The sequence below is a fragment of the Bordetella genomosp. 5 genome, assembly GCF_002261315.1.
Lineage (GTDB): Bacteria > Pseudomonadota > Gammaproteobacteria > Burkholderiales > Burkholderiaceae_B > Bordetella.
On record NZ_NEVP01000010.1, the window covers coordinates 59,942 to 78,066 of the forward strand.

Here is an 18,125-nt window from a genome sequence, read left to right on the forward strand (position 1 = left end):
GCGCCCCGTGCTCCGGCCTAGCCCGCCGGGGCGCCGGCTCGCAATTCGGCCTGCGGCAACCACACCGCGAAGGCCTCGAGCGACATGGGCTGGTCGAAGAAAAATCCCTGACCGCCCTGAATGCCGAGCTCGCGCAGGCGCACCACCTGCATGGCATTTTCGATGCCCTCGGCCACGACCCGCACGCCCCGGTATGCGCCCGCGTAGCGGGCCACGTCGAGCAGCGCCCGGTTTTCGTCGGGCGTGCCTAGCGCGGCGGTCAGCGATTGGTCGAGCTTGAGAAAATCGGGTTGGACGCGCGCCACGGTCTCGACGCCATTGAAACCGGTGCCGAAATCATCGACGCCGATCTTCACCCGGCCGTGCCGCACGCTGGCGAGCCGGGTCAGTGCGGCCTCGCTGTCCGGCAAGGCTTCGTCTTCGGTGAGCTCGATCCAGATGTCGGCCTGCGGCGGCAGGATCTGGTCGATCTCGGCCAGATGGGCATCGAAGCGGTCATCGAGCAGATAACCGGCCGGCACGTTGAACGACACATGAAAGCCGTCGGGCAGCCCGATGGCGGCCAGCGCGCTGGCCGCATGGACGAACACCTCCCGGCTCAGCACGGGCAGGCAGCCGAGCTCGCGCGCGATCGGAATGAAGCGTTCGGGGGGCACGTCGGTGCCATCGTCGAGGCGCCAGCGCATGAGCACCTCGGCCCCCACGCAATGGCCCGACTCCAGGGCCAGCATGGGCTGAAGCACCGCGCGAAACTGCGCCCGCAGGGCGGCATCGCGCCCCGCTGACTCGAGCATGGCGCGCAGCCCGACGGCGTCGGGTAGCGCGCGATTGCCTTCTTGTTCCTGCGTCACTCCCGGTCTCCTGTGTCCTTGCCACCGCGTGGCTGCCGTGCATTCGGCGCCGCGGGCCGGACCGGCGTGACCCTGGCGAGCGCAGGCCAAGCTTAACGCGTTGTGCGCGGGACTGCCGAGCGTGGCTCGATGCGAGGAGAAAAAAAAAGCGCCGACGAAGCGCGAGCTGGACGCGTGCCTGCTGCTCGTGCCTGCTGCGCGCGCTTCGCCTCACGCGGGCCGGCACCAGGATGGTGCGGGCCCGCCGCGGCTTATTGAAACGCCGTTTCAGTGAAGGTGCGCAGCTTGCGCGAATGCAGGCGTTCGGGCGCCATGTCGCGCAGCAGCTCGAGCGCGCGGATACCGATCTCCAGATGCTGGTTGACCTGGCGGCGGTAGAACGCGCTGGCCATGCCCGGCAGCTTGAGCTCGCCATGCAAGGGCTTGTCGGACACGCACAGCAGCGTGCCGTACGGCACGCGGAAGCGAAAGCCGTTGGCGGCGATGGTGGCCGACTCCATGTCGAGCGCGATGGCGCGCGACTGGGCGAAACGCTGCACCAGCTCGCCCTGGTCGCGCAGCTCCCAGTTGCGGTTGTCGATCGTGGCCACGGTGCCGGTGCGCATGATGCGCTTGAGGTCCCAGCCCGACAGCCCGGCCACCTCTTCGACCGCCTGTTCCAGCGCCACTTGGACTTCGGCCAGCGGCGGCACGGGCACCCAGGTCGGCAGGTCGGCGTCGAGCACGTGATCGTCGCGCACATAGCCGTGGGCCAGCACATAATCGCCCAGGCGCTGCGAATCGCGCAGGCCGGCGCAATGCCCCAGCATCAGCCAGGCGTGCGGGCGCAGCACGGCGATGTGATCGGTGATGGTCTTGGCGTTGGACGGTCCCACGCCGATATTGACCAGCGTGATGCCGGAATGATTCGGCCGGATCAGGTGATAGGCCGGCATCTGCGGCAGACGCACCGACGAGGCGTCGTTCGGTGCGCTTTCACCGCGGCGCGTGATGCGGTTGCCCGGCTCCACCAGCGCGTCGTAGTCGCCGCCACCTTCGGCCATCAGGGCCCGCGCGCGCGCGCAGAACTCGTCGACATAGAACTGGTAGTTGGTGAACAGCACGAAGTTCTGGAAATGCGACGGCGCCGTGGCGGTGTAGTGCTGCAGGCGATGCAGCGAATAATCCACCCGCGTGGCCGTGAACGGCGCCAGCGGTCGCGGCTCGCCTTCGCGGCCCTTCCAGGAGCCGTTCACGATGGCGTCGTCGGTGACGGCCAGATCGGGCACGTCGAACAGATCCCGCAGCGGCCGCTTCAGGCTTTCGAGGTGTTCGCCCTCGACATAGGCGCCATCGGGAAAGGCGAAGTGCAGCGGGATCGGCATGTCGGATTCGCCCACCTCGATCGGCACGCGGTGGTTCTGCAGCAGCTGGCCGAGTTGCTCGATCAGGTAGTCGCGGAACAGTAGCGGCTGGGTGATGGTGGTCTGGTAGCTGCCCGGCTCGGCCACATGCCCATAAGAAAGGCGGGTATCGATGGGATCGTAGGTGTCGACGCCCACCCGGACGGCGGGATAGCAGGCGCGAACCCGGGTTCGCAGGTCTTTGCCCTGCAGGACTTCCTGGAAGGCGTCGCGCAGAAAACCGGTATTGCGGGCGTAGATTTCGAGCAGGCGCTCCACCGCGCGTTCGGCGTCGTCGAAAGGCTCGAAAGGGATCGGGTCGGGGCTGTACAGAGGGGCTGCGGTCATGTTCCGGTCCATGGCCGACGCCGACGCGGCGCCGGTGGAGGGATTATGCCGCATGGCTCGCATCGCACCGCGTACATTCGCGCACATCGATGCAGCATTTCATTGCAAATGTAATGAAATACTATTGCATTACAATCGGACGGCGCTTCGATGACAGAATGCGCACTGCCGCCGGCTAGCACGTTGCAGCCATCACGCCCACTCCGATTTTTGAAGTGTCGCTAATGACTCCACCCACGCGAGAAGTCCGCCGACAATCCTCTGTGTTGTCTGCTTTGATCAGCGCCCCGCTTCTGGCGCTTTGTTTGACCACTTTCAGTGGCGCGGCCCAGGCCTCGCTGCACCCCACGGCCCGCTCCAACCTCAATGGTCTGGCGCTCGCCAACGAACCCACCGTTCCCACGCTGCGCGACCGCGTCGTGCAGGCCGGTCTGCAAGCCATCGGCACGCCCTATTCCTGGGGCGGCGATGATCCGCTCGACGGCTTCGACTGCAGCGGTCTGGTGCTGTTCGTGTACCGTGAAATCGCTGGCATGGATATGCCTCGCACGTCGCGTGCCCAGCGCAGCGCCGGCAAGAATGTCGCACGCACCCGCCTCAAGCCCGGCGACCTGGTGTTTTTCGCCACGCGCGGCCGCGGCGTGACCTCGCATGTGGGGATCTACATCGGCCAGGGCCAGTTCGTGCATGCGCCTTCGCGCGGTGCGAAGGTCCGTGTCGACCGCCTCGACAACACCTATTGGTCCAAGCGCTATCTGGGCGCGCGCGCCTATCTCGACGAGAGCACGCTCGACGGCGGCACCCTGGTGGCCGCCAAGGGCTGAGTCGGCAAAGCGACGCTTCGCGGCACGAAAAAAGCGGCGCAACGCCGCTTTTTTTACACCCTGCTTCTGTATTTTTTACCGCTCAGTGCACGCTGGTGCCGGCGGGCGGCGATTGGTCCAGGCCGAGCGCCGTTTCCCAACTGCGCAAGGGCACGCAGGTTTGCAGGCGCTGGATCGCGCGCTCGATGAGCGCCGGATGCAGTTCGTGGCCGATCGTGCTGGCGATGTCGAGGGTGGCATCGCCATGGAGTTCGTCGAGGCGCAACTGCGCCGCCTGGGCCAGCTGAACCGGCATCACGGGATCGGCCGCGCCATGCAGCAGATGGATGGTGGTGTAAGGCGGCGGCACCTTGGGCAGCTCGGCATAGCGCCCCGAGAAAGCCAGCACCCGGCCCGCCAGCGCTTCGTGCGCCTGCACGGCCTCGAGCGCCATGATGGCCCCCTGCGAGAAGCCCGCCAGCGCGGTGGCGGGGGGCAGCAGCTTGAAGCGCGCCTGGGCCTGGTGGATGTAATCCACCAGCGCCGGCAAGGCCTGCGCCACGCGTTCGGGGCGATTTTCGTCTGTGACGCCCTGCACCGAGAACCACTGGCGCCCGGCGCCGCCGCCCTCGAAGGGCGCGAAGCCCTCGGGGATCAGCACCGCGGCGGCGGGAAACGCCCGCCGGATGGCCTGTGCAAGCCCCTCGAGCCCCTCCGGCGTGCCGCCCACGCCATGCAACAGCACGAACAGCTGTTTGACCTCTCCGTCGGGGGTGGGCAGGAATTCGATGACGCGGGGCGAAGACATGATGCGCAAATCCAGGAACGGCCGGCGAACGGCCCAAGAAAACATTCTATACGTGTGCGCGCGGCGGATCCGGCCGGCGGACCGACCCAGGCGGCCGCCCATCCGGCGGGTGGCGCGGGCCACGCGGCACCCGGCGATGTGGGCCGTGGTCAAGGGAAGCCGCGCTTGGTTGCCAGTGGATTCGGACCCACGCTCAATTTTACTGTATATTTGTACAGTCCTATTCTGATGCTATGGATCGCCGCGCGCGACCCGCCCGCCGGCCATGCCTTCGCCCGAACTCATCCATCCCGCCCTGTGGCGCGCCACGCAATTGGCGCAGGGCAGTGCGCGCGCCGTGCCCACCGGCCATGCCGCGCTGTCGGCGCTGCTGCCCGACGAGGGCTGGCCGCAGGGCAGCCTCACCGAATTGCTGGCGCCTCATCCCGGCTGCGGCGAGCTGAGCCTGCTGCGTCCGGCACTGACCGCCCTGCCCGCCCATCGCGACATCGTCCTGCTGCAGCCGCCGTTCACGCCGCACATCACCACATGGATGCATTGGGGCCTGGATCCGCAGCGTCTGCTGTGGCTCACGCCCGCCTCGCCGCGCGACACGCTCTGGGCCGCCGACCAGGTGCTCAAGCACGGCAGTTGCGCCGCTCTGCTGTGCTGGCTGCCGCAGGTCCGGCCCGAGTCGCTGCGCCGGCTGCACCTGGCCGCGCAGGGCAGCGAAACCCTGTTCTTTGCCCTGCGGCCCGCCAATGCGGCCCAGCACGCCTCGCCGGCGCCCTTGCGGCTCGCGCTGGCGCCCGCCGCGGCCGGCCTGAGCGTGCAGGTGCTCAAGCGCCGCGGTCCGGTCTGCGACGTCACCCTGTATCTGCCTTTCGAAGAAAACACCGGCCGCCTGCTGCCCGCCGTACCGGCACAGCCGCTGCATTCCCCCTTGCCCCATGCGCCTCTGGATCGCCGTCTTCCTGCCACGCCTGCCGCTGGACGCCGCACGACCGCATTGGTCTGAGCAGCCCGAGCTGGTGTGCGCCGTGCTCGAACAAGAGCGCGTGATCGCCCTCACCCCGGCGGCGCGTGCGGCGGGCCTGCGCCTCGGCCTGCGCCGCGCCGGCGCGCTGGCGTTGTGTCCCGACGCGCTGCTGCTCGAGCGCGATCCGGCGGCCGAGGCCCGCACGCTCCAGGCCGCCGCGCTGTCCCTGCTGCAATACACGCCGCAGCTGGCCGTCCCCGACGGCGACAGCCTGCTGCTCGATGTGGGCGCGAGCCTGATGGTGTTCGGCGGCCCGCGCGCCCTCTACCGGCGTGTGCGCGACACCCTCGCGGCCCTGGACCTGCAGGCCGGCATCGCGGTGGCGCCGACCGCACGCGGTGCCTGGTTGCTGGCGCGCAGTCCGGGGCGGCGCCGGGTCTTGCGCGAACCGGCGCTCGCCCGCCGGCTCGATGCGCTGCCTCTCGTGCTGCTGCCCGAGGCCCAGCCCCGCCTGGCCTGGCTGCAGGGCCTGGGCTGCAAGCGCCTGGCCGACCTGCGGCGATTGCCGCGCGCGGGCCTGCAGCGGCGCAGTGATCCGGCGTTGCTGCGCGCGCTCGACGCCGCGTATGGCGATGCCGCCGAAGTCCACGCCTGGCTCACGCCGCCCGCGCATTTCGAGGCGCGCACCGAACTGATGGACTACGTGGAGCACGCCGAGGCGCTGTTGCATGTGAGCGGCCGCCTGACCGAACAACTGAGCGGCTGGCTGGGCGCGCAGCGGCTCGCGGTGCGCGCCATCACGCTCACGCTCGAACACGAACGAGGCCGTCACGCCCGCGATCCCTCGCAACTGCATCTGGCCATGGCCGAGCCGGTGTGGCAGAGCGCGCACCTGCGCGGCCTGCTGCGCGAACGCCTGTCGCGGCTCGAGCTGGCCGCGCCCGTGATAGCCGTCACGCTGTCCGCGCCGCTCACCGTCGACATGCCCGCGATCAGCACCACGCTTTTTCCCGAGCCGGGCGGCAACGCCACCGATCACGCCCGCCTGCTCGACCTGCTGTGCGCGCGGCTCGGCCCCGAGCAGGTGCGCCGGCCCGCCCCCCTGGCCGATCATCGGCCTGAAGTGGCCAACCGTTGGGTCGCCCTGGAGGCGGCGGGAGGCCGCCCGCCGGTGCTGCCGCCCGCCCTGGAACGGCCGTTCTGGCTGATCGAGCCCGCGCAGGCGCTCGAGATTCGCGCGCACCGGCCGGTCTACCAGGGCCAGGCGCTGCGCCTCACGCGCGGCCCCGAGCGCATCGAAAGCGGCTGGTGGGACGCCATCAATACCCAGCGCGATTACTTCGTGGCCGAAGACGCCGCGGGCGCGCGCTATTGGCTCTATCGCGAACGCGGCGGCGAGACCGCGCGCTGGTTCCTGCACGGACGCTACGCCTGATTCCATGCAGCCACCCCACGAACCCGCCTCCCTGCCGCTCCCGCCCGCCGATATCGGCGCGGGGCTGCCCGGCTATGCCGAGCTGGATTGCCAATCGAACTTCTCGTTCCTGCAAGGCGCCTCGCATCCCGAAGAGCTGGCCGAACGCGCGCATCGCCAGGGTTACGCCGCGCTCGCGCTCACCGACGAATGCAGCGTGGCCGGCGTCGTGCGGGCGCATGTCGAGGCCGAAAAACTCGGGCTGGCGCTGATCGTGGGCAGCCGCTTCGTGCTCCACGACGAGCCCGGCCCGCCCATCGAACTGACCTTGCTCGCCCAGGATCGCGAGGGTTACGGCAATCTCACCGAGTTCATCACGCTGGGCCGCTCCCGCGCGGCCAAGGGCAGCTATCACCTGCGCGCCGACGATCTCGCCGCCCCGCCCGCCTCGCTCGCGCATCTGCGCGGCCTGCCGGGTTGCCTGGCCATCCTCACGCCCACTTACGGGCTGGACACCGCGCAGATCGTCGCGCAGGCCCGCTGGCTGGCCCGCGTGTTTGCGCAACGCGCCTGGCTCGGGCTCACGCTGCTGCATCGATCGCGCGACGACCTGCATCGCGCCGCGCTGGACGCGGCGGCGCAGGCCGCGGCACTGCCTCAGGTGGCGGTCGGCCAGGTGCAGATGCACGTGCGCTCGCGCAAGCCGCTGCACGACACCCTCACCGCAATCCGCCTCGGCCGCCCGGTGGCGCAATGCGGCTACGAACTCGCGGCCAATGCCGAGCGGCATCTGCGCTCGCGTCTGCGGCTGGCGGGCCTGTACCCGCCCGCCGCGTTGGCGCAGACGCTCGAGATCGCGCGACGCTGCACGTTCTCACTGAAAGAGCTGCGCTACGAATATCCCGACGAGATCGTGCCGCCGGGCGAAACCCCCGCCAGCTACCTGCGCCGCGCCACCTACGAAGGCGCGCGCGAGCGCTACCCGGACGGCGTGCCGCCGATCGTCGAGGCGCAGGTCGAAAAAGAACTCGAGCTCATTGCCGACCTCGGCTACGAGGCCTACTTCCTCACCGTCCATGACCTGGTCCGCGAGGCGCGCCGGCTGGGCATCCTGTGCCAGGGCCGCGGATCGGCGGCCAATTCGGCGGTCTGTTATTGCCTGGGCATCACCGCCGTCAATCCCGCCAACGGCAACGCGCTTTTCGAACGCTTCATCAGCAGAGAGCGCAACGAGCCGCCCGATATCGACGTCGACTTCGAGCATCAGCGGCGCGAAGAGATCATCCAATATATTTACGGCAAATACGGCCGGCGCCGCGCGGCGCTCACCGCCGTCGTGATTTCGTATCGGCCCCGCAGTGTGCTGCGCGATACCGGCCGGGCATTGGGCATCGATCCGACCATCATCGATGCGGTGGCGCGCGCGCACCAATGGTGGGACGGAAAAAAGGCCATGCTGCGCACGCTCGGCAACTGCGGGCTCGATCCGGCCTCGCGCGTGGCGCGCCAATGGGCCATCCTGTCCGAAACCCTGATGGGCTTCCCGCGCCACCTGTCGCAGCATCCGGGCGGCTTCGTGATGTCGCGCGGCCTGCTCTCGCGCCTGGTGCCCATCGAAAACGCCGCCATGGCCGATCGCAGCGTCGTGCAATGGGACAAGGACGACCTCGACGCGCTGGGCCTGCTCAAGGTCGACGTGCTCGCCCTGGGCATGCTCTCGGTGCTGCGCCGCGCGCTCGAACTGGCCGGCGCGCGCCGCGGCGAGCCGCTGGCCCTGCATCAGATTCCGCAAGACGACACGGCCACCTACGACATGATCTGCGAAGCCGACACGGTGGGTGTGTTCCAGATCGAGTCGCGCGCGCAGATGAGCATGCTGCCGCGCCTGCGGCCCCGCGAATACTACGACCTCGTCGTGCAGGTGGCCATCGTCCGCCCGGGTCCGATCCAGGGCGGCATGGTGCACCCCTATCTGCGCCGGCGTCAGGGCAAAGAGCCCGAGACCTACCCCGGGCCCGCGGTCCAGGCCGTATTGTCGCGCACGATGGGCGTGCCGATCTTCCAGGAACAGGTGATGCAGATCGCGGTGGTCGCGGCCGGCTTCACGCCCGGCGAGGCCGACCAGCTGCGCCGCTCGATGGCTGCATGGCGCCGCAAGGGCGGCGTGGACAAATTCCGCGCCAAGCTGGTGGGCGGCCTGCTCGCCCACGGCTACAGCCTGGAGTTCGCCGAGGCCTTGTTCCGGCAGGTGGAGGGCTTCGGCGAGTACGGTTTTCCCGAAAGCCACGCGGCGAGCTTCGCGCTGCTGGCCTACGCCAGCTCCTGGCTCAAGTGCCACGAACCCGAGGCCTTCCTGGCCGCCCTGCTCAACTCCCAGCCGATGGGATTCTATGCACCCGCGCAGCTGGTGCAGGATGCCCGGCGCCATCAGGTGCGCGTGCTGCCGGTCGACATCATGCACAGCGGCTGGGAGGCCGCGCTCGAGCCGCGCGCGGATGCGGCCCGCCCCGCCGTGCGCCTGGGTTTCAATCAGATCAAGGGGATGTCCGAAGACAGCGCGCGCGCCATCGAGCAGGCGCGGGCACAGCGGCCCTTCGCCAACACCGCCGATCTGGCGCGGCGCGCCGGGCTGGGCCGCCACGAGCTCGATGCGCTGGCCGCGGCCGACGCGCTGGCCGCCCTCGCCGGGCATCGGCGCCAGGCCAGCTGGGAAGCGGCGGCCGGCGTGGCCGACCGCGACCTGCTGCGCGATGCGCCGATCGAAGAGGCCCAGGTGGCCGAGCTCGCGGCCCCCTCCGAAGGCCAGGGCATCTCGGCCGACTATCTCAGCACCGGCCTGAGCCTGCGACGCCATCCCCTCGCCTTGTTGCGCGCGCAACTGGCGGCGCGCCGTTTCGAGACCTCGCAGACACTCAACACCTACCCCAACCGCCGCCTCGCCCGCGCCTGCGGCATCGTCACCGTGCGGCAACGGCCCCAGACCGCCAAGGGCACCATCTTCGTCACGCTCGAAGACGAAACGGGGCCGGTCAACGTGGTGGTGCGGCCGGAGCTGATCGAGTCACAGCGGCGCGAGCTGCTCGAATCGGTGCTGCTGGGTGTCTACGGGGTCTGGCAAAGCCTCGATGGCGTGCGCCACCTGGTCGCGCGCCGGCTGGTCGACATGAGCCCGCTGCTGCGCGAGCTCGACGACGCCGGCCTGCCGGCGCGCAGCCGCAACTTCCATTGAGCTCGAGCCTGCAACCCCGCGCACCCCGCGCCCGCGCCGCGCCCGGACGCGTGGGTTCCGCGCGATCGCGTCAGGGCAGAAACGGCGAGTCGTCGATGGGCGGCTCGACGCCGCTCATGCGCGTGGTGAGCAGCGCGGCGCTGCCGCAGGCCAGCGTGAAGCCGAGCGCGCCCTGGCCGATGTTGAGCCACAGATTGTCCACCCCGCGCACGGGCCCGATGAGCGGTTTGCCGGTCGGCGTCGCCGGCCGCAGACCCGCCCACGGCTGCGCGTCGGACAGGTCCAGATGCGGAAAGACCTCCAGCACCTGGCGCTTGAGCAGCGCCACGCGCGCCGGATCGATGCCGGTGTCGCGGCTGCCGATATCCACCATCGCCGCGATGCGCAGCACCCGGCCCACCCGCGCATAGACGATGCGGCGTTCGTAGTCGGTCACGCTGATGCGGGGCGCGGTGTCGTCGTCATCGGACAGCGGCACGCTCAGGCTATAGCCCTTGAGCGGATAAATGGGCACGTCATGACCCAGCGGCCGCAACAGGGCCCGCGAACCCACGCCGGTCGCGAGCACGACGGCGTCGGCGCCGATATCGCCGGCATCGGTGCGCACGCCCGTCACGACCGGACCATTGGTACGCAGCCCCAACACCTCGGTCGACATGCGGCACTCGACCCGGTCGAGCGCGCCCAGGCGGTCGAACAGCGCCTGCGTGAACTGGCGGCAATCGCCCGCCTCTTCGCTCGGTGTGTAGATGGCGCCGGCCAGGCTCGCGCCCATGCCCGCCAGCGCGGGCTCGAGCGCCAGCGTCTCGCGCGCATCCAGCACACGCTGCTCGGCGCCCAGCCCGGCCTGATAGGCCACCAGCTTGCGCGCCTTGTCGAGCAGCTCGGGGCTGCGATAGGCGATCAATTTGCCGTTGCGCAGATGACCGAACGCCAGCGGCTCCTGTTCGAGCAGGCGGTGCATCACGTCGCGGCTCAGATAGGACAGGCGCTGCAACTCGGCCGTGGAACGCTGCGCCACCGAGGCGCGGCACGCGAGCGCGAACTGCAGGCACCAGCGCCACTGATGCGGGTCGAGACGCGGCCGGAAGCGCAACGGAGAATCGCTGCGCAGCAGCCAGCCCGGCACGCTGGGCAACACGCCCGGTCCGGCGAGCGGCGCCACGTAGCTATAACTCAGCTGTCCGCCGTTGGCGAAGCTGGACACCTCGGCCGGATAGGCCCGGCTGTCGACCAGGACCACCTCATGCCCTTCACGGGCGAGGAAATACGCCGAGGTGACACCGACGACACCCGCCCCCACGACACAGACACGCATAAGCCTTCCCTGCAAGGACAATGGCCCATTCTGTCCGCGGTCGGGCCCCACGCGCAAATAGCCAGCGCCGCAGCAGCCATAACTTCGGTCTATGGGCCGGTCTCGTCCGCCGATCGCGGCGCGGGCAAGACCAGGCGACATGGCCCGGAACCCCGGCGCCCGCGCCCAGGGTCAGTGACGGCGCGGCGCCGCGCGAAAGCCCCTACGCCGCCAGCCCGTGCAGCCTGATGATGGCGGCGCCGGTGGGCTGGCGCACCAGCTCCGCCAGCGTGTAGCGGTCGAGCTCGGCGTAGAAGGTGCGCAGGGCGTCGTGCAGCACGCCCGCCAGACGGCAGGCGCCGTGCAGCGCACAGGGCGGATCGGCGCATTCGACCAGATTGCCCTGATGTTCCAGCAAGCGCACCAGCTCCCCGACCCGATAGCTATCGGCCGGGCGCGCCAGCGCCAGGCCCCCGCCCTTGCCGCGCGTGGCGGCCACCAGGCCCTGTCGCGACAGGAAATGCACCACCTTCACGAGATGGTTGCGCGAGATGCCGAAGCGTTCGGCGATCTCGGGGATCGTCACGGGCTGGGCGCGATCGCGGCATTGCGTCAGGTACATCATGACGCGCAGGCCGAAGTCGGTGAAACGGTTGAGTTGCATGGTCGGTGATCCGTGCCGGGCGGGCAGCGGCAAGCATACACCGCACCCGCCCGCGCGCTTCAGAGCCCCGTGCCACCCGTGCCGAACACCTCGGCATGGATGCGCGCGGGCGGCACGCCCAGCGCCAGCAGCGAGGCGTGCTGCGCCTGCATGAAGGGCAGCGGGCCGCACAGGTAGTAGTCCGCCTCGGGCAGCACCACCTCGTCCTTCAGGGCGGCCAGGTCGATGCGGCCCTCGCGGTCGTAGTGCACGCCCTGGCGGTCGGCGGCGCCAACGGTCTCGTAATGAATCCACTTGCGCATCGTGGGGCTGCCCGCGACCAGCGCGTCGACTTCGTCGCGCATGGCGTGGCACGCGGCATCGCGACAGCCGTGCACGAAGCGCACCTCGCGGCCGGCACCGCGCGCGGCCAGCGTCTTGGCCATCGACAGCATCGGCGTGATGCCCACCCCGCCGCTGATCAGCACCACCGGCGTGTCGCGCGATTCGTCGAGCACGAAGTCCCCTTGCGGCGGCGCCAGGTCCAGCACGTCGCCCTCGTTGTAGCGCTCGTGCAGCAGCGTGGACACCATGCCGTCCGGGCTGGTGGCCACGCCACGCTCACGCTTGACCGAGATGCGCAGGCGGCCCTGGCCGGCCGCGTCCGACAGGCTGTACTGGCGCGGCTGCATCATGCCCAGCGAGGGCACGAACACGCGCACCGAAATGTACTGGCCCGGCTTGAAGTCGGGCACCTCGCCGCCGTCGGCGGGCGCCAGGTAGAACGACGTGATCTCGCTGCTCTCCGGCACCTTGCCCACCACCTTGAAGCCCCGCCAGCCGCTCCAGCCGCCCGGCTGCGTGGCCGCGGCCGTGTACAGCGCGGCTTCCTGCGCGATCAGCGCGTCGGCCAGTTGCTGGTACGCGGCCGCCCAGGCGGCGATCAGCTCGTCGGTGGCGGCCTCGCCCAGCACCTCGCCGATCGAGGCCAGCAGATGCTTGCCCACGATCGCATAGTGCTCGGGCCGGATGCCCAGGCTCACGTGCTTGTGCGTGACGCGCTCGATCACCGGGCCGAGCACCGAGGGATTATCGATATGCACGGCATAGGCGGCCAGCGCGCCGGCCAGCGCCTGCTGCTGACGTCCGCCCTGCTGGTGGCCCTGGTTGAAGACCTGCAACAGCTCCGGATTGCCGCGGAACATCCGCGCATAGAAGTGGCGCGTTAGCGCCTCGCCATGGGCCTGCAGAACGGGTGCGGTCGCCTTGACCTGCGCGCGGATGGTTTCGCTCAACATGCATCGACTCCTGGCCGGGCCACACGCCCGGTGTTAAAGATGCATTTATTCTACATCTTTTAAATCGCAGGATGCGGGCGCCGACTTGCGAGTGTGGGTATGGGCCGGTTAAAACACCGGCTCTGGTTGTCACTTATTAGGATTTGCCATGAGCACCGAATCGCTCAAGACCCGTCTGTCCAACGCCATGAAAGACGCGATGCGCGCCAAGGACAGCGCCCGGCTCGCCACCCTGCGCTTCCTGCTCGCCGCAGTAAAACAGAAAGAAGTGGATGACCGCCGTGAGCTCGACGACGCGGAAATCACCGCCATCATCGAAAAGCAGGTGAAGCAGCGCCGCGAGTCCATCGCCGCGTTCGAACAGGCCGGCCGCACCGAGACCGCCGAGCAGGAAAAGGCCGAAGTCGTGGTGCTGCAGGAATTCATGCCGCAAGCGGCGAGCGCCGAAGAAGTGGCGGCCACGATCGACGCCGCAGTGGCCGAAGTGGCCGCGCAGGGCGTGACCGGCGCCCCCGCGATGGGCAAGGTCATGGCCATCCTCAAGCAGAAGCTGGCAGGCCGCGCCGATATGTCGCAGCTGTCGGGTCAGGTGAAGTCGCGCCTCTGATCAAGGCGCACGGGGCGGCGCATCCGCGGCCGCCCCGCCGAACGATCCTCGTTCTCAGAACACCCCGCCAAAAAGATCCGGCTGCACCGCTGTCAGCTCCGGGTCCGCGAAGTTGCTCATCCCCACCCCCACCAGCCGGTAGCGCGTATGCGCCGGCAGCTCCACGCGCTCGCATAGATGCCGTGCCACCTGCGCAAGCTGCGCCGCAGTGGCCGGCGGCGTTGGCAGCGTCTGGCTGCGCGTGAGAATGCGAAACCGATCGGTCTTGAGCTTGAGCACCACGGTGCGGCCGATGCGCGCCTTGCGCAGCGCCTGCTCCCAGACCTTGCCCGACAGCCGCTCCAGCGCGGCGTCGAGCTCCACGATCCGCAGATCGGTGTCGAAGGTGGTCTCGGCGGACACCTGCTGCAGCGGCTGGTCGGGCTGCACCTCGCGCTCGTCGATGCCCTGCGACAACTCGTGCAGCCGCACGCCATAGCGCCCGAAGCGCTGCTCCAGCGCGGCGCGCGGATGACGGGCGAGGTCGCCGACCGTCGCGATGCCGAGCTCCTCGAGCTTGCCCTGCATCACCTTGCCCACCCCCGGCACCTTGCGCACCGGCAGCTCCTGCAGAAATCCGAGCACCTGGGCCGGGCGGATCACGCACAGGCCGTCGGGCTTGTTCCAGTCGGAGGCGATCTTGGCGAGAAACTTGTTGGGCGCCACGCCGGCCGAGGCGGTCAGGCGGGTCTCGTCGCGGATCTGGCGGCGGATGATCTCGGCCACCTCGGTCGCGGACGGCAGACCGAGCTTGTTGTGCGTGACGTCGAGATAGGCCTCGTCGAGCGAGAGCGGCTCGATCAGGTCGGTATGGCGGGAAAAGATCTCGCGCACCTGCGCCGACACGGCCTTATAACGCGCGAAATCCGGCGGCACATAGACGGCCTGCGGACAGAGCCGCTGGGCCCGCGCCACCGCCATCGCCGAGTGCACCCCGAACTTGCGGGCCTCGTACGAAGCCGCGCACACCACCGAGCGATTGCCCGTCCAGGCAACGATCACGGGCTGGCCACGCAGTTCGGGCTGGTCGCGCTGCTCGACCGACGCGTAAAAGGCGTCCATGTCGATGTGCACGATCTTGCGGGTCGGGGAAGGCATGGGAAGCGGGCGGAACCGGCGCCAGGCACGCGCCAAAACTACTGGATATATATACGGTACCGCTATTATGCCGCGCCCCGCGGCTTTGCGCCCGCCGAGGACGGATCGACCGGGCGGCCGGTGACCGGACACCGGCGCTGCCACCCCCGCCGATGTGCGCTACAGTCGCTGCTTTGCAGCAACCCTACCCGCGAGCGCACCCCGCGCCGCGTCTTGCGATGACCGATAACAACACCTCCGAGACTTCCCCCGCGGCCAGCTATTTCGGCCTCGAAATCCCGTTCATGAGCTTGCTGGGCCTGGTGCCCGAACAGGCCGGCGATGGCGTGGCACGCTGCCGCCTGCCCTGGCGCGCCGACCTCACCAACAGCCGTGGCGACGTGCATGGCGGCACGCTGATGAGCGTGCTGGACTTCTGTCTGAGCGCGGCGGCCCGGGGCCACGAGACCGACGTGGGCATGGCCACCATCGACATGACCACGAGCTTTCTGTCGCCCGGTCGCACCGACCTCGTGGTCGAGGCGCGCTGCCTGCGCCGCGGCATGTCGATCGCCTTCTGCGAAGGCGAGATCCGCGACGCCTCGGGAGAACTGGTCTGTAAGGCCAGCGCCACCTTCAAGGTGGTGCGCCGCCGGCCCGGCAGCGACTGAGCTCAGCGCTGGCGCAGACGCCAGACCTCTTCGGAGGGCTGCGGATCGCCCGGCATGTAGGCCACGCACGACGGCAGGCCATACACGACCGCTTCGCGCATCGCGCGCAGCGCATCCGAATTCCAGATGCTCTTGCCCCACATCGAAATGCGCACATCCGAGCTCTTGGCGTCGGTGCCGGCGATGGTCACGCTCGCCATTTCGCTATCGCTGAACGGCGCGAGCACGCGCACGCTGGCCTTGCGCTGGCCTTCGTCGACCTCGTTCACCAGCCGGTAGCCGCCCTGACCGAGCAGGCAGCGTTCGGATTGCGCGATCGCCGCGCGATAGGCATCGAGGTAATACACATTGACCTTGTAGTCGCCGTTGACGGCACCCGCGCCGGGTGCCGTACCGACGGCGCAACCGGCCAGACCGGCGCCTAGCGTGAGCGCGGCCGCAATCGCTTTGAGCATGATTCCTCCATAGTGCTTGGGCGCGATTATCCCGCATCTTGCGCGGTTCGACACCGTCATCGGCGCTGTGGCATGATCGGTCACGCTCGGCGCACCCCTCGCGCCGGCCCCATGATGGCCCCGGCACCCGCCGCGCGCGGCCGTCATCGCATCTACCGGAGGCTCTCTTGCTGAATTTCATGAAGCGCACGTTGATCGCCGCCAGCCTGATTGGCGCGGCCGCCGGTGCGGCTGCCCAGCCGCCGCGCGCCTATCCCCTGAAAGACTTCTTCCGCAACCCCGAGCGCGGCGCGTTCCGCCTGGCCGACGACGGCCGCACGCTCGGCTTCATGCAACCGGTCAGCGTCGACGGCAGCCCGCCGCGCATGAACATCTATGTGCAGCCGCTCGTCGATGGCAAGCCGCAGGGCGAGGCCCGCAAGCTCACCAGCGAAAGCGCGCGCGATATCAGCAACTACTTCTGGAAGGGCTCCGACGTCGTGCTCTACCAGAAGGACTTCGGCGGCGACGAAAACTTCCACGTCGTGGCGGTCAACACCAAGACCGGCCAGGTGACCGACCTCACCCCCTACGACGGCGTGCGCGCCGGCATCGAAGACGACCTGCCCGACGATCCCGATCATGTGCTGATCGGCCACAACCACCGCGATCCCGAAGTCTTCGACGTGTACCGCGTCAACGTGCGTACCGGTGCCGCGGTGCTGGTGGCCCAGAACCCCGGCAACATCGTCGGCTGGCAGACCGATCACGCGGGCAAGGTGCGCGCCGCCATCACCAGCGACGGCCTGAACACCACCCTGCTCTATCGCGACGACGAGGCCGCGCCGTTCCGCCCGCTCGTCACGACCGACTATCGCAGCAGCGTCAGCCCGATGTTCTTCACGTTCGACGACCGCAAGATGTATGCGCTGTCGAACCGCGGCCGCGACAAACTCGGGCTGGTCGTGCTCGACCCGGCCAAACCCGATGCCGAAGAGCTGATCTTCGTGCCCGACGAGGTCGATCTCGACGCCGCCGGCTATTCGCGCAAGCGCAAGGTGCTCACGCTCGCCGCCTACCAGACCGACAAGCCGCAGTACCGCTTCTTCGACAAGCAGACCGAGGCCCTCTACGGCAAACTGCAGGCGCACCTGGCCGGCTACGACTTCGCCCTGCAGGGCTGGAACCGCGAAGAAGACACCTTCATCGTGGCCGCCTACAACGACCGCACGCCCGGCTCGCGCTATCTGTACAGCGCCGCCACCGACACGCTCACGAAGCTGGCCGACATCAACCCGGCCATCCCCGAGGCCGACATGGCGCCGGTCAAGCCCATCAGCTACACCTCGCGCGACGGCCTCACGATCCACGGCTACCTCACCTTGCCGGTCGGACGCGATCCGCGCAACCTGCCTTGCATCGTCAATCCGCACGGCGGCCCGTGGGCCCGCGACGGCTGGGGCTACAACCCCGAGGTGCAGTTCCTGGCCAACCGCGGCTTCTGCGTGTTGCAGATGAACTTCCGCGGCTCGACCGGCTATGGCCGCAAGTTCTGGGAAGCGAGCTTCGGCCAATGGGGCCTGGCCATGCAGGACGACATCACCGATGGCGTCAAATGGCTGATCGATCAGGGCATCGCCGATCCGAAGCGCATCGGCATCTATGGCGCGAGCTACGGCGGCTATGCCACGCTGGCCGGCGTGACCTTCACGCCCGACCTCTACGCCGCCGCGGTCGACTACGTGGGCGTCTCGAACCTGTTCACGTTCATGCAGACCATCCCGCCCTACTGGAAGCCCATGCTCGAAAAGATGCAGGACATGGTGGGCGATCCCGAGCGCGACCGCGAGCGTCTGACCGCGACTTCGCCCGCGCTGCATGTCGACCGGATCACCACGCCGCTGTTCATCGCCCAGGGCGCCAAGGATCCGCGCGTCAACAAGGCCGAGAGCGATCAGGTCGTCGAAGCCCTCAAGAAGCGCGGCGTCGAGGTCGAGTACATGGTCAAGGAAAACGAAGGCCACGGCTTCCACAACGACGAGAACAAGTTCGAGTTCTACGAAGCCATGGAAAAATTCCTGACCACGCATCTCAAGCCCTGATTGCCATGGGCGTCCACGGGCCGGACACCACCGTCCGGCCCGTGATCAATTTTTGTGCAGGGTGGGCGTGGCGCCGCGTTCCGACACGCGCCTCGCCTGCCCCGGGCGCCCGGCCCCGGCCGCCTGCGCCTCGTCCCTGTATTTCTCCGCCGTCACGCCGGGCA

At 69.0% G+C, this 18,125-nt stretch carries 15 protein-coding genes; 7 read left to right on the top strand and 8 right to left on the bottom strand.

Annotated elements, in window-relative coordinates; translation table 11 throughout:
• Positions 1 to 17: 17 nt before the first annotated feature.
• A complete protein-coding gene (locus CAL25_RS15760) occupies positions 18 to 851 on the bottom strand; it encodes an EAL domain-containing protein (RefSeq protein WP_094801707.1) in 834 nt (277 codons plus the stop codon).
• Positions 852 to 1,102: 251 nt separating this feature from the next.
• Positions 1,103 to 2,581 carry an AMP nucleosidase gene (locus tag CAL25_RS15765; protein ID WP_432759246.1) on the bottom strand — a complete coding sequence of 493 codons (1,479 nt, stop codon included), beginning with the start codon at positions 2,579 to 2,581 and terminating at the stop codon, positions 1,103 to 1,105.
• Between the two features lie 224 nt (positions 2,582 to 2,805).
• Between CAL25_RS15765 and CAL25_RS15770 the strand changes: the two genes are divergently transcribed.
• Positions 2,806 to 3,405: a C40 family peptidase gene (locus tag CAL25_RS15770; protein WP_170948510.1), complete on the top strand. Its 600-nt coding sequence runs from the start codon at positions 2,806 to 2,808 to the stop codon at positions 3,403 to 3,405.
• An 82-nt stretch (positions 3,406 to 3,487) separates the two neighbouring features.
• On the opposite strand, the gene ypfH is transcribed toward CAL25_RS15770, so the two are convergent.
• Positions 3,488 to 4,192, bottom strand: coding sequence for an esterase (gene ypfH, locus CAL25_RS15775; protein WP_094801711.1), 705 nt, complete (start codon positions 4,190 to 4,192; stop codon positions 3,488 to 3,490).
• Positions 4,193 to 4,457: 265 nt separating this feature from the next.
• On the opposite strand from ypfH, the gene imuA reads away from it, so the two are divergent.
• From imuA to CAL25_RS15790, 3 genes are read left to right on the top strand one after another with little or no spacing between them, the layout of a single operon-like run.
• Entirely contained in the window at positions 4,458 to 5,189 is a 732-nt protein-coding gene (gene imuA, locus CAL25_RS15780; protein WP_094801713.1) for a translesion DNA synthesis-associated protein ImuA, read from the top strand.
• The gene (locus CAL25_RS15785) at positions 5,122 to 6,585 is read left to right on the top strand and encodes a Y-family DNA polymerase (protein ID WP_094801715.1); all 1,464 of its coding nucleotides are present in this window, start codon (positions 5,122 to 5,124) and stop codon (positions 6,583 to 6,585) included. Before imuA ends, CAL25_RS15785 begins: the two co-directional genes overlap by 68 nt.
• 4 nt (positions 6,586 to 6,589) lie before the next feature.
• Positions 6,590 to 9,793, top strand: a complete 3,204-nt coding sequence (locus tag CAL25_RS15790) for an error-prone DNA polymerase (RefSeq protein ID WP_170948511.1) — start codon at positions 6,590 to 6,592, stop codon at positions 9,791 to 9,793.
• A 70-nt stretch (positions 9,794 to 9,863) separates the two neighbouring features.
• Here the strand turns inward: CAL25_RS15790 and CAL25_RS15795 are convergent, their stop codons facing one another.
• The 3 genes from CAL25_RS15795 to hmpA all read right to left on the bottom strand — a co-directional run bounded on the left by CAL25_RS15795 (position 9,864) and on the right by hmpA (position 13,031).
• Positions 9,864 to 11,111: a D-amino acid dehydrogenase gene (locus CAL25_RS15795; protein ID WP_094801717.1), complete on the bottom strand. Its 1,248-nt coding sequence runs from the start codon at positions 11,109 to 11,111 to the stop codon at positions 9,864 to 9,866.
• Positions 11,112 to 11,313: 202 nt separating this feature from the next.
• Complete coding sequence (locus CAL25_RS15800; protein ID WP_094801719.1) at positions 11,314 to 11,754, bottom strand: Rrf2 family transcriptional regulator; 441 nt, start codon at positions 11,752 to 11,754, stop codon at positions 11,314 to 11,316.
• A gap of 59 nt (positions 11,755 to 11,813) precedes the next feature.
• The gene (hmpA, locus tag CAL25_RS15805; RefSeq protein ID WP_094801721.1) at positions 11,814 to 13,031 is read right to left on the bottom strand and encodes an NO-inducible flavohemoprotein; all 1,218 of its coding nucleotides are present in this window, start codon (positions 13,029 to 13,031) and stop codon (positions 11,814 to 11,816) included.
• Between the two features lie 148 nt (positions 13,032 to 13,179).
• Here hmpA and CAL25_RS15810 point away from each other — a divergent pair, with 148 nt between their 5' ends.
• On the top strand, positions 13,180 to 13,638 hold the full coding sequence (locus CAL25_RS15810; RefSeq protein WP_094801723.1) for a GatB/YqeY domain-containing protein: 459 nt from the start codon (positions 13,180 to 13,182) through the stop codon (positions 13,636 to 13,638).
• Between the two features lie 54 nt (positions 13,639 to 13,692).
• Here CAL25_RS15810 and dinB read toward each other — a convergent pair whose 3' ends face one another.
• Entirely contained in the window at positions 13,693 to 14,775 is a 1,083-nt protein-coding gene (dinB, locus tag CAL25_RS15815; protein ID WP_094801725.1) for a DNA polymerase IV, read from the bottom strand.
• 218 nt (positions 14,776 to 14,993) lie between these two features.
• Between dinB and CAL25_RS15820 the strand changes: the two genes are divergently transcribed.
• Complete coding sequence (locus tag CAL25_RS15820) at positions 14,994 to 15,425, top strand: PaaI family thioesterase (RefSeq protein WP_094801727.1); 432 nt, start codon at positions 14,994 to 14,996, stop codon at positions 15,423 to 15,425.
• A 2-nt stretch (positions 15,426 to 15,427) separates the two neighbouring features.
• Here the strand turns inward: CAL25_RS15820 and CAL25_RS15825 are convergent, their stop codons facing one another.
• Positions 15,428 to 15,880 carry a BPTD_2524 family lipoprotein gene (locus CAL25_RS15825; RefSeq protein ID WP_094801729.1) on the bottom strand — a complete coding sequence of 151 codons (453 nt, stop codon included), beginning with the start codon at positions 15,878 to 15,880 and terminating at the stop codon, positions 15,428 to 15,430.
• 167 nt (positions 15,881 to 16,047) lie between these two features.
• Here CAL25_RS15825 and CAL25_RS15830 point away from each other — a divergent pair, with 167 nt between their 5' ends.
• On the top strand, positions 16,048 to 17,961 hold the full coding sequence (locus CAL25_RS15830; RefSeq protein WP_094801731.1) for an alpha/beta hydrolase family protein: 1,914 nt from the start codon (positions 16,048 to 16,050) through the stop codon (positions 17,959 to 17,961).
• Positions 17,962 to 18,125 lie beyond the last annotated feature (164 nt).

Bases quoted from the DNA above. Each gene is read 5' to 3' on its own strand.
- CAL25_RS15765 (WP_432759246.1), bottom strand. From the start codon at position 2,581: ATGACCGCAGCCCCTCTGTACAGCCCCGACCCGATCCCTTTCGAGCCT.
- CAL25_RS15770 (WP_170948510.1), top strand. From the start codon at position 2,806: ATGACTCCACCCACGCGAGAAGTCCGCCGACAATCCTCTGTGTTGTCT.
- ypfH (WP_094801711.1), bottom strand. From the start codon at position 4,192: ATGTCTTCGCCCCGCGTCATCGAATTCCTGCCCACCCCCGACGGAGAG.
- imuA (WP_094801713.1), top strand. From the start codon at position 4,458: ATGCCTTCGCCCGAACTCATCCATCCCGCCCTGTGGCGCGCCACGCAA.
- CAL25_RS15785 (WP_094801715.1), top strand. From the start codon at position 5,122: ATGCGCCTCTGGATCGCCGTCTTCCTGCCACGCCTGCCGCTGGACGCC.
- CAL25_RS15790 (WP_170948511.1), top strand. From the start codon at position 6,590: ATGCAGCCACCCCACGAACCCGCCTCCCTGCCGCTCCCGCCCGCCGAT.
- CAL25_RS15795 (WP_094801717.1), bottom strand. From the start codon at position 11,111: ATGCGTGTCTGTGTCGTGGGGGCGGGTGTCGTCGGTGTCACCTCGGCG.
- CAL25_RS15800 (WP_094801719.1), bottom strand. From the start codon at position 11,754: ATGCAACTCAACCGTTTCACCGACTTCGGCCTGCGCGTCATGATGTAC.
- hmpA (WP_094801721.1), bottom strand. From the start codon at position 13,031: ATGTTGAGCGAAACCATCCGCGCGCAGGTCAAGGCGACCGCACCCGTT.
- CAL25_RS15810 (WP_094801723.1), top strand. From the start codon at position 13,180: ATGAGCACCGAATCGCTCAAGACCCGTCTGTCCAACGCCATGAAAGAC.
- dinB (WP_094801725.1), bottom strand. From the start codon at position 14,775: ATGCCTTCCCCGACCCGCAAGATCGTGCACATCGACATGGACGCCTTT.
- CAL25_RS15820 (WP_094801727.1), top strand. From the start codon at position 14,994: ATGACCGATAACAACACCTCCGAGACTTCCCCCGCGGCCAGCTATTTC.
- CAL25_RS15825 (WP_094801729.1), bottom strand. From the start codon at position 15,880: ATGCTCAAAGCGATTGCGGCCGCGCTCACGCTAGGCGCCGGTCTGGCC.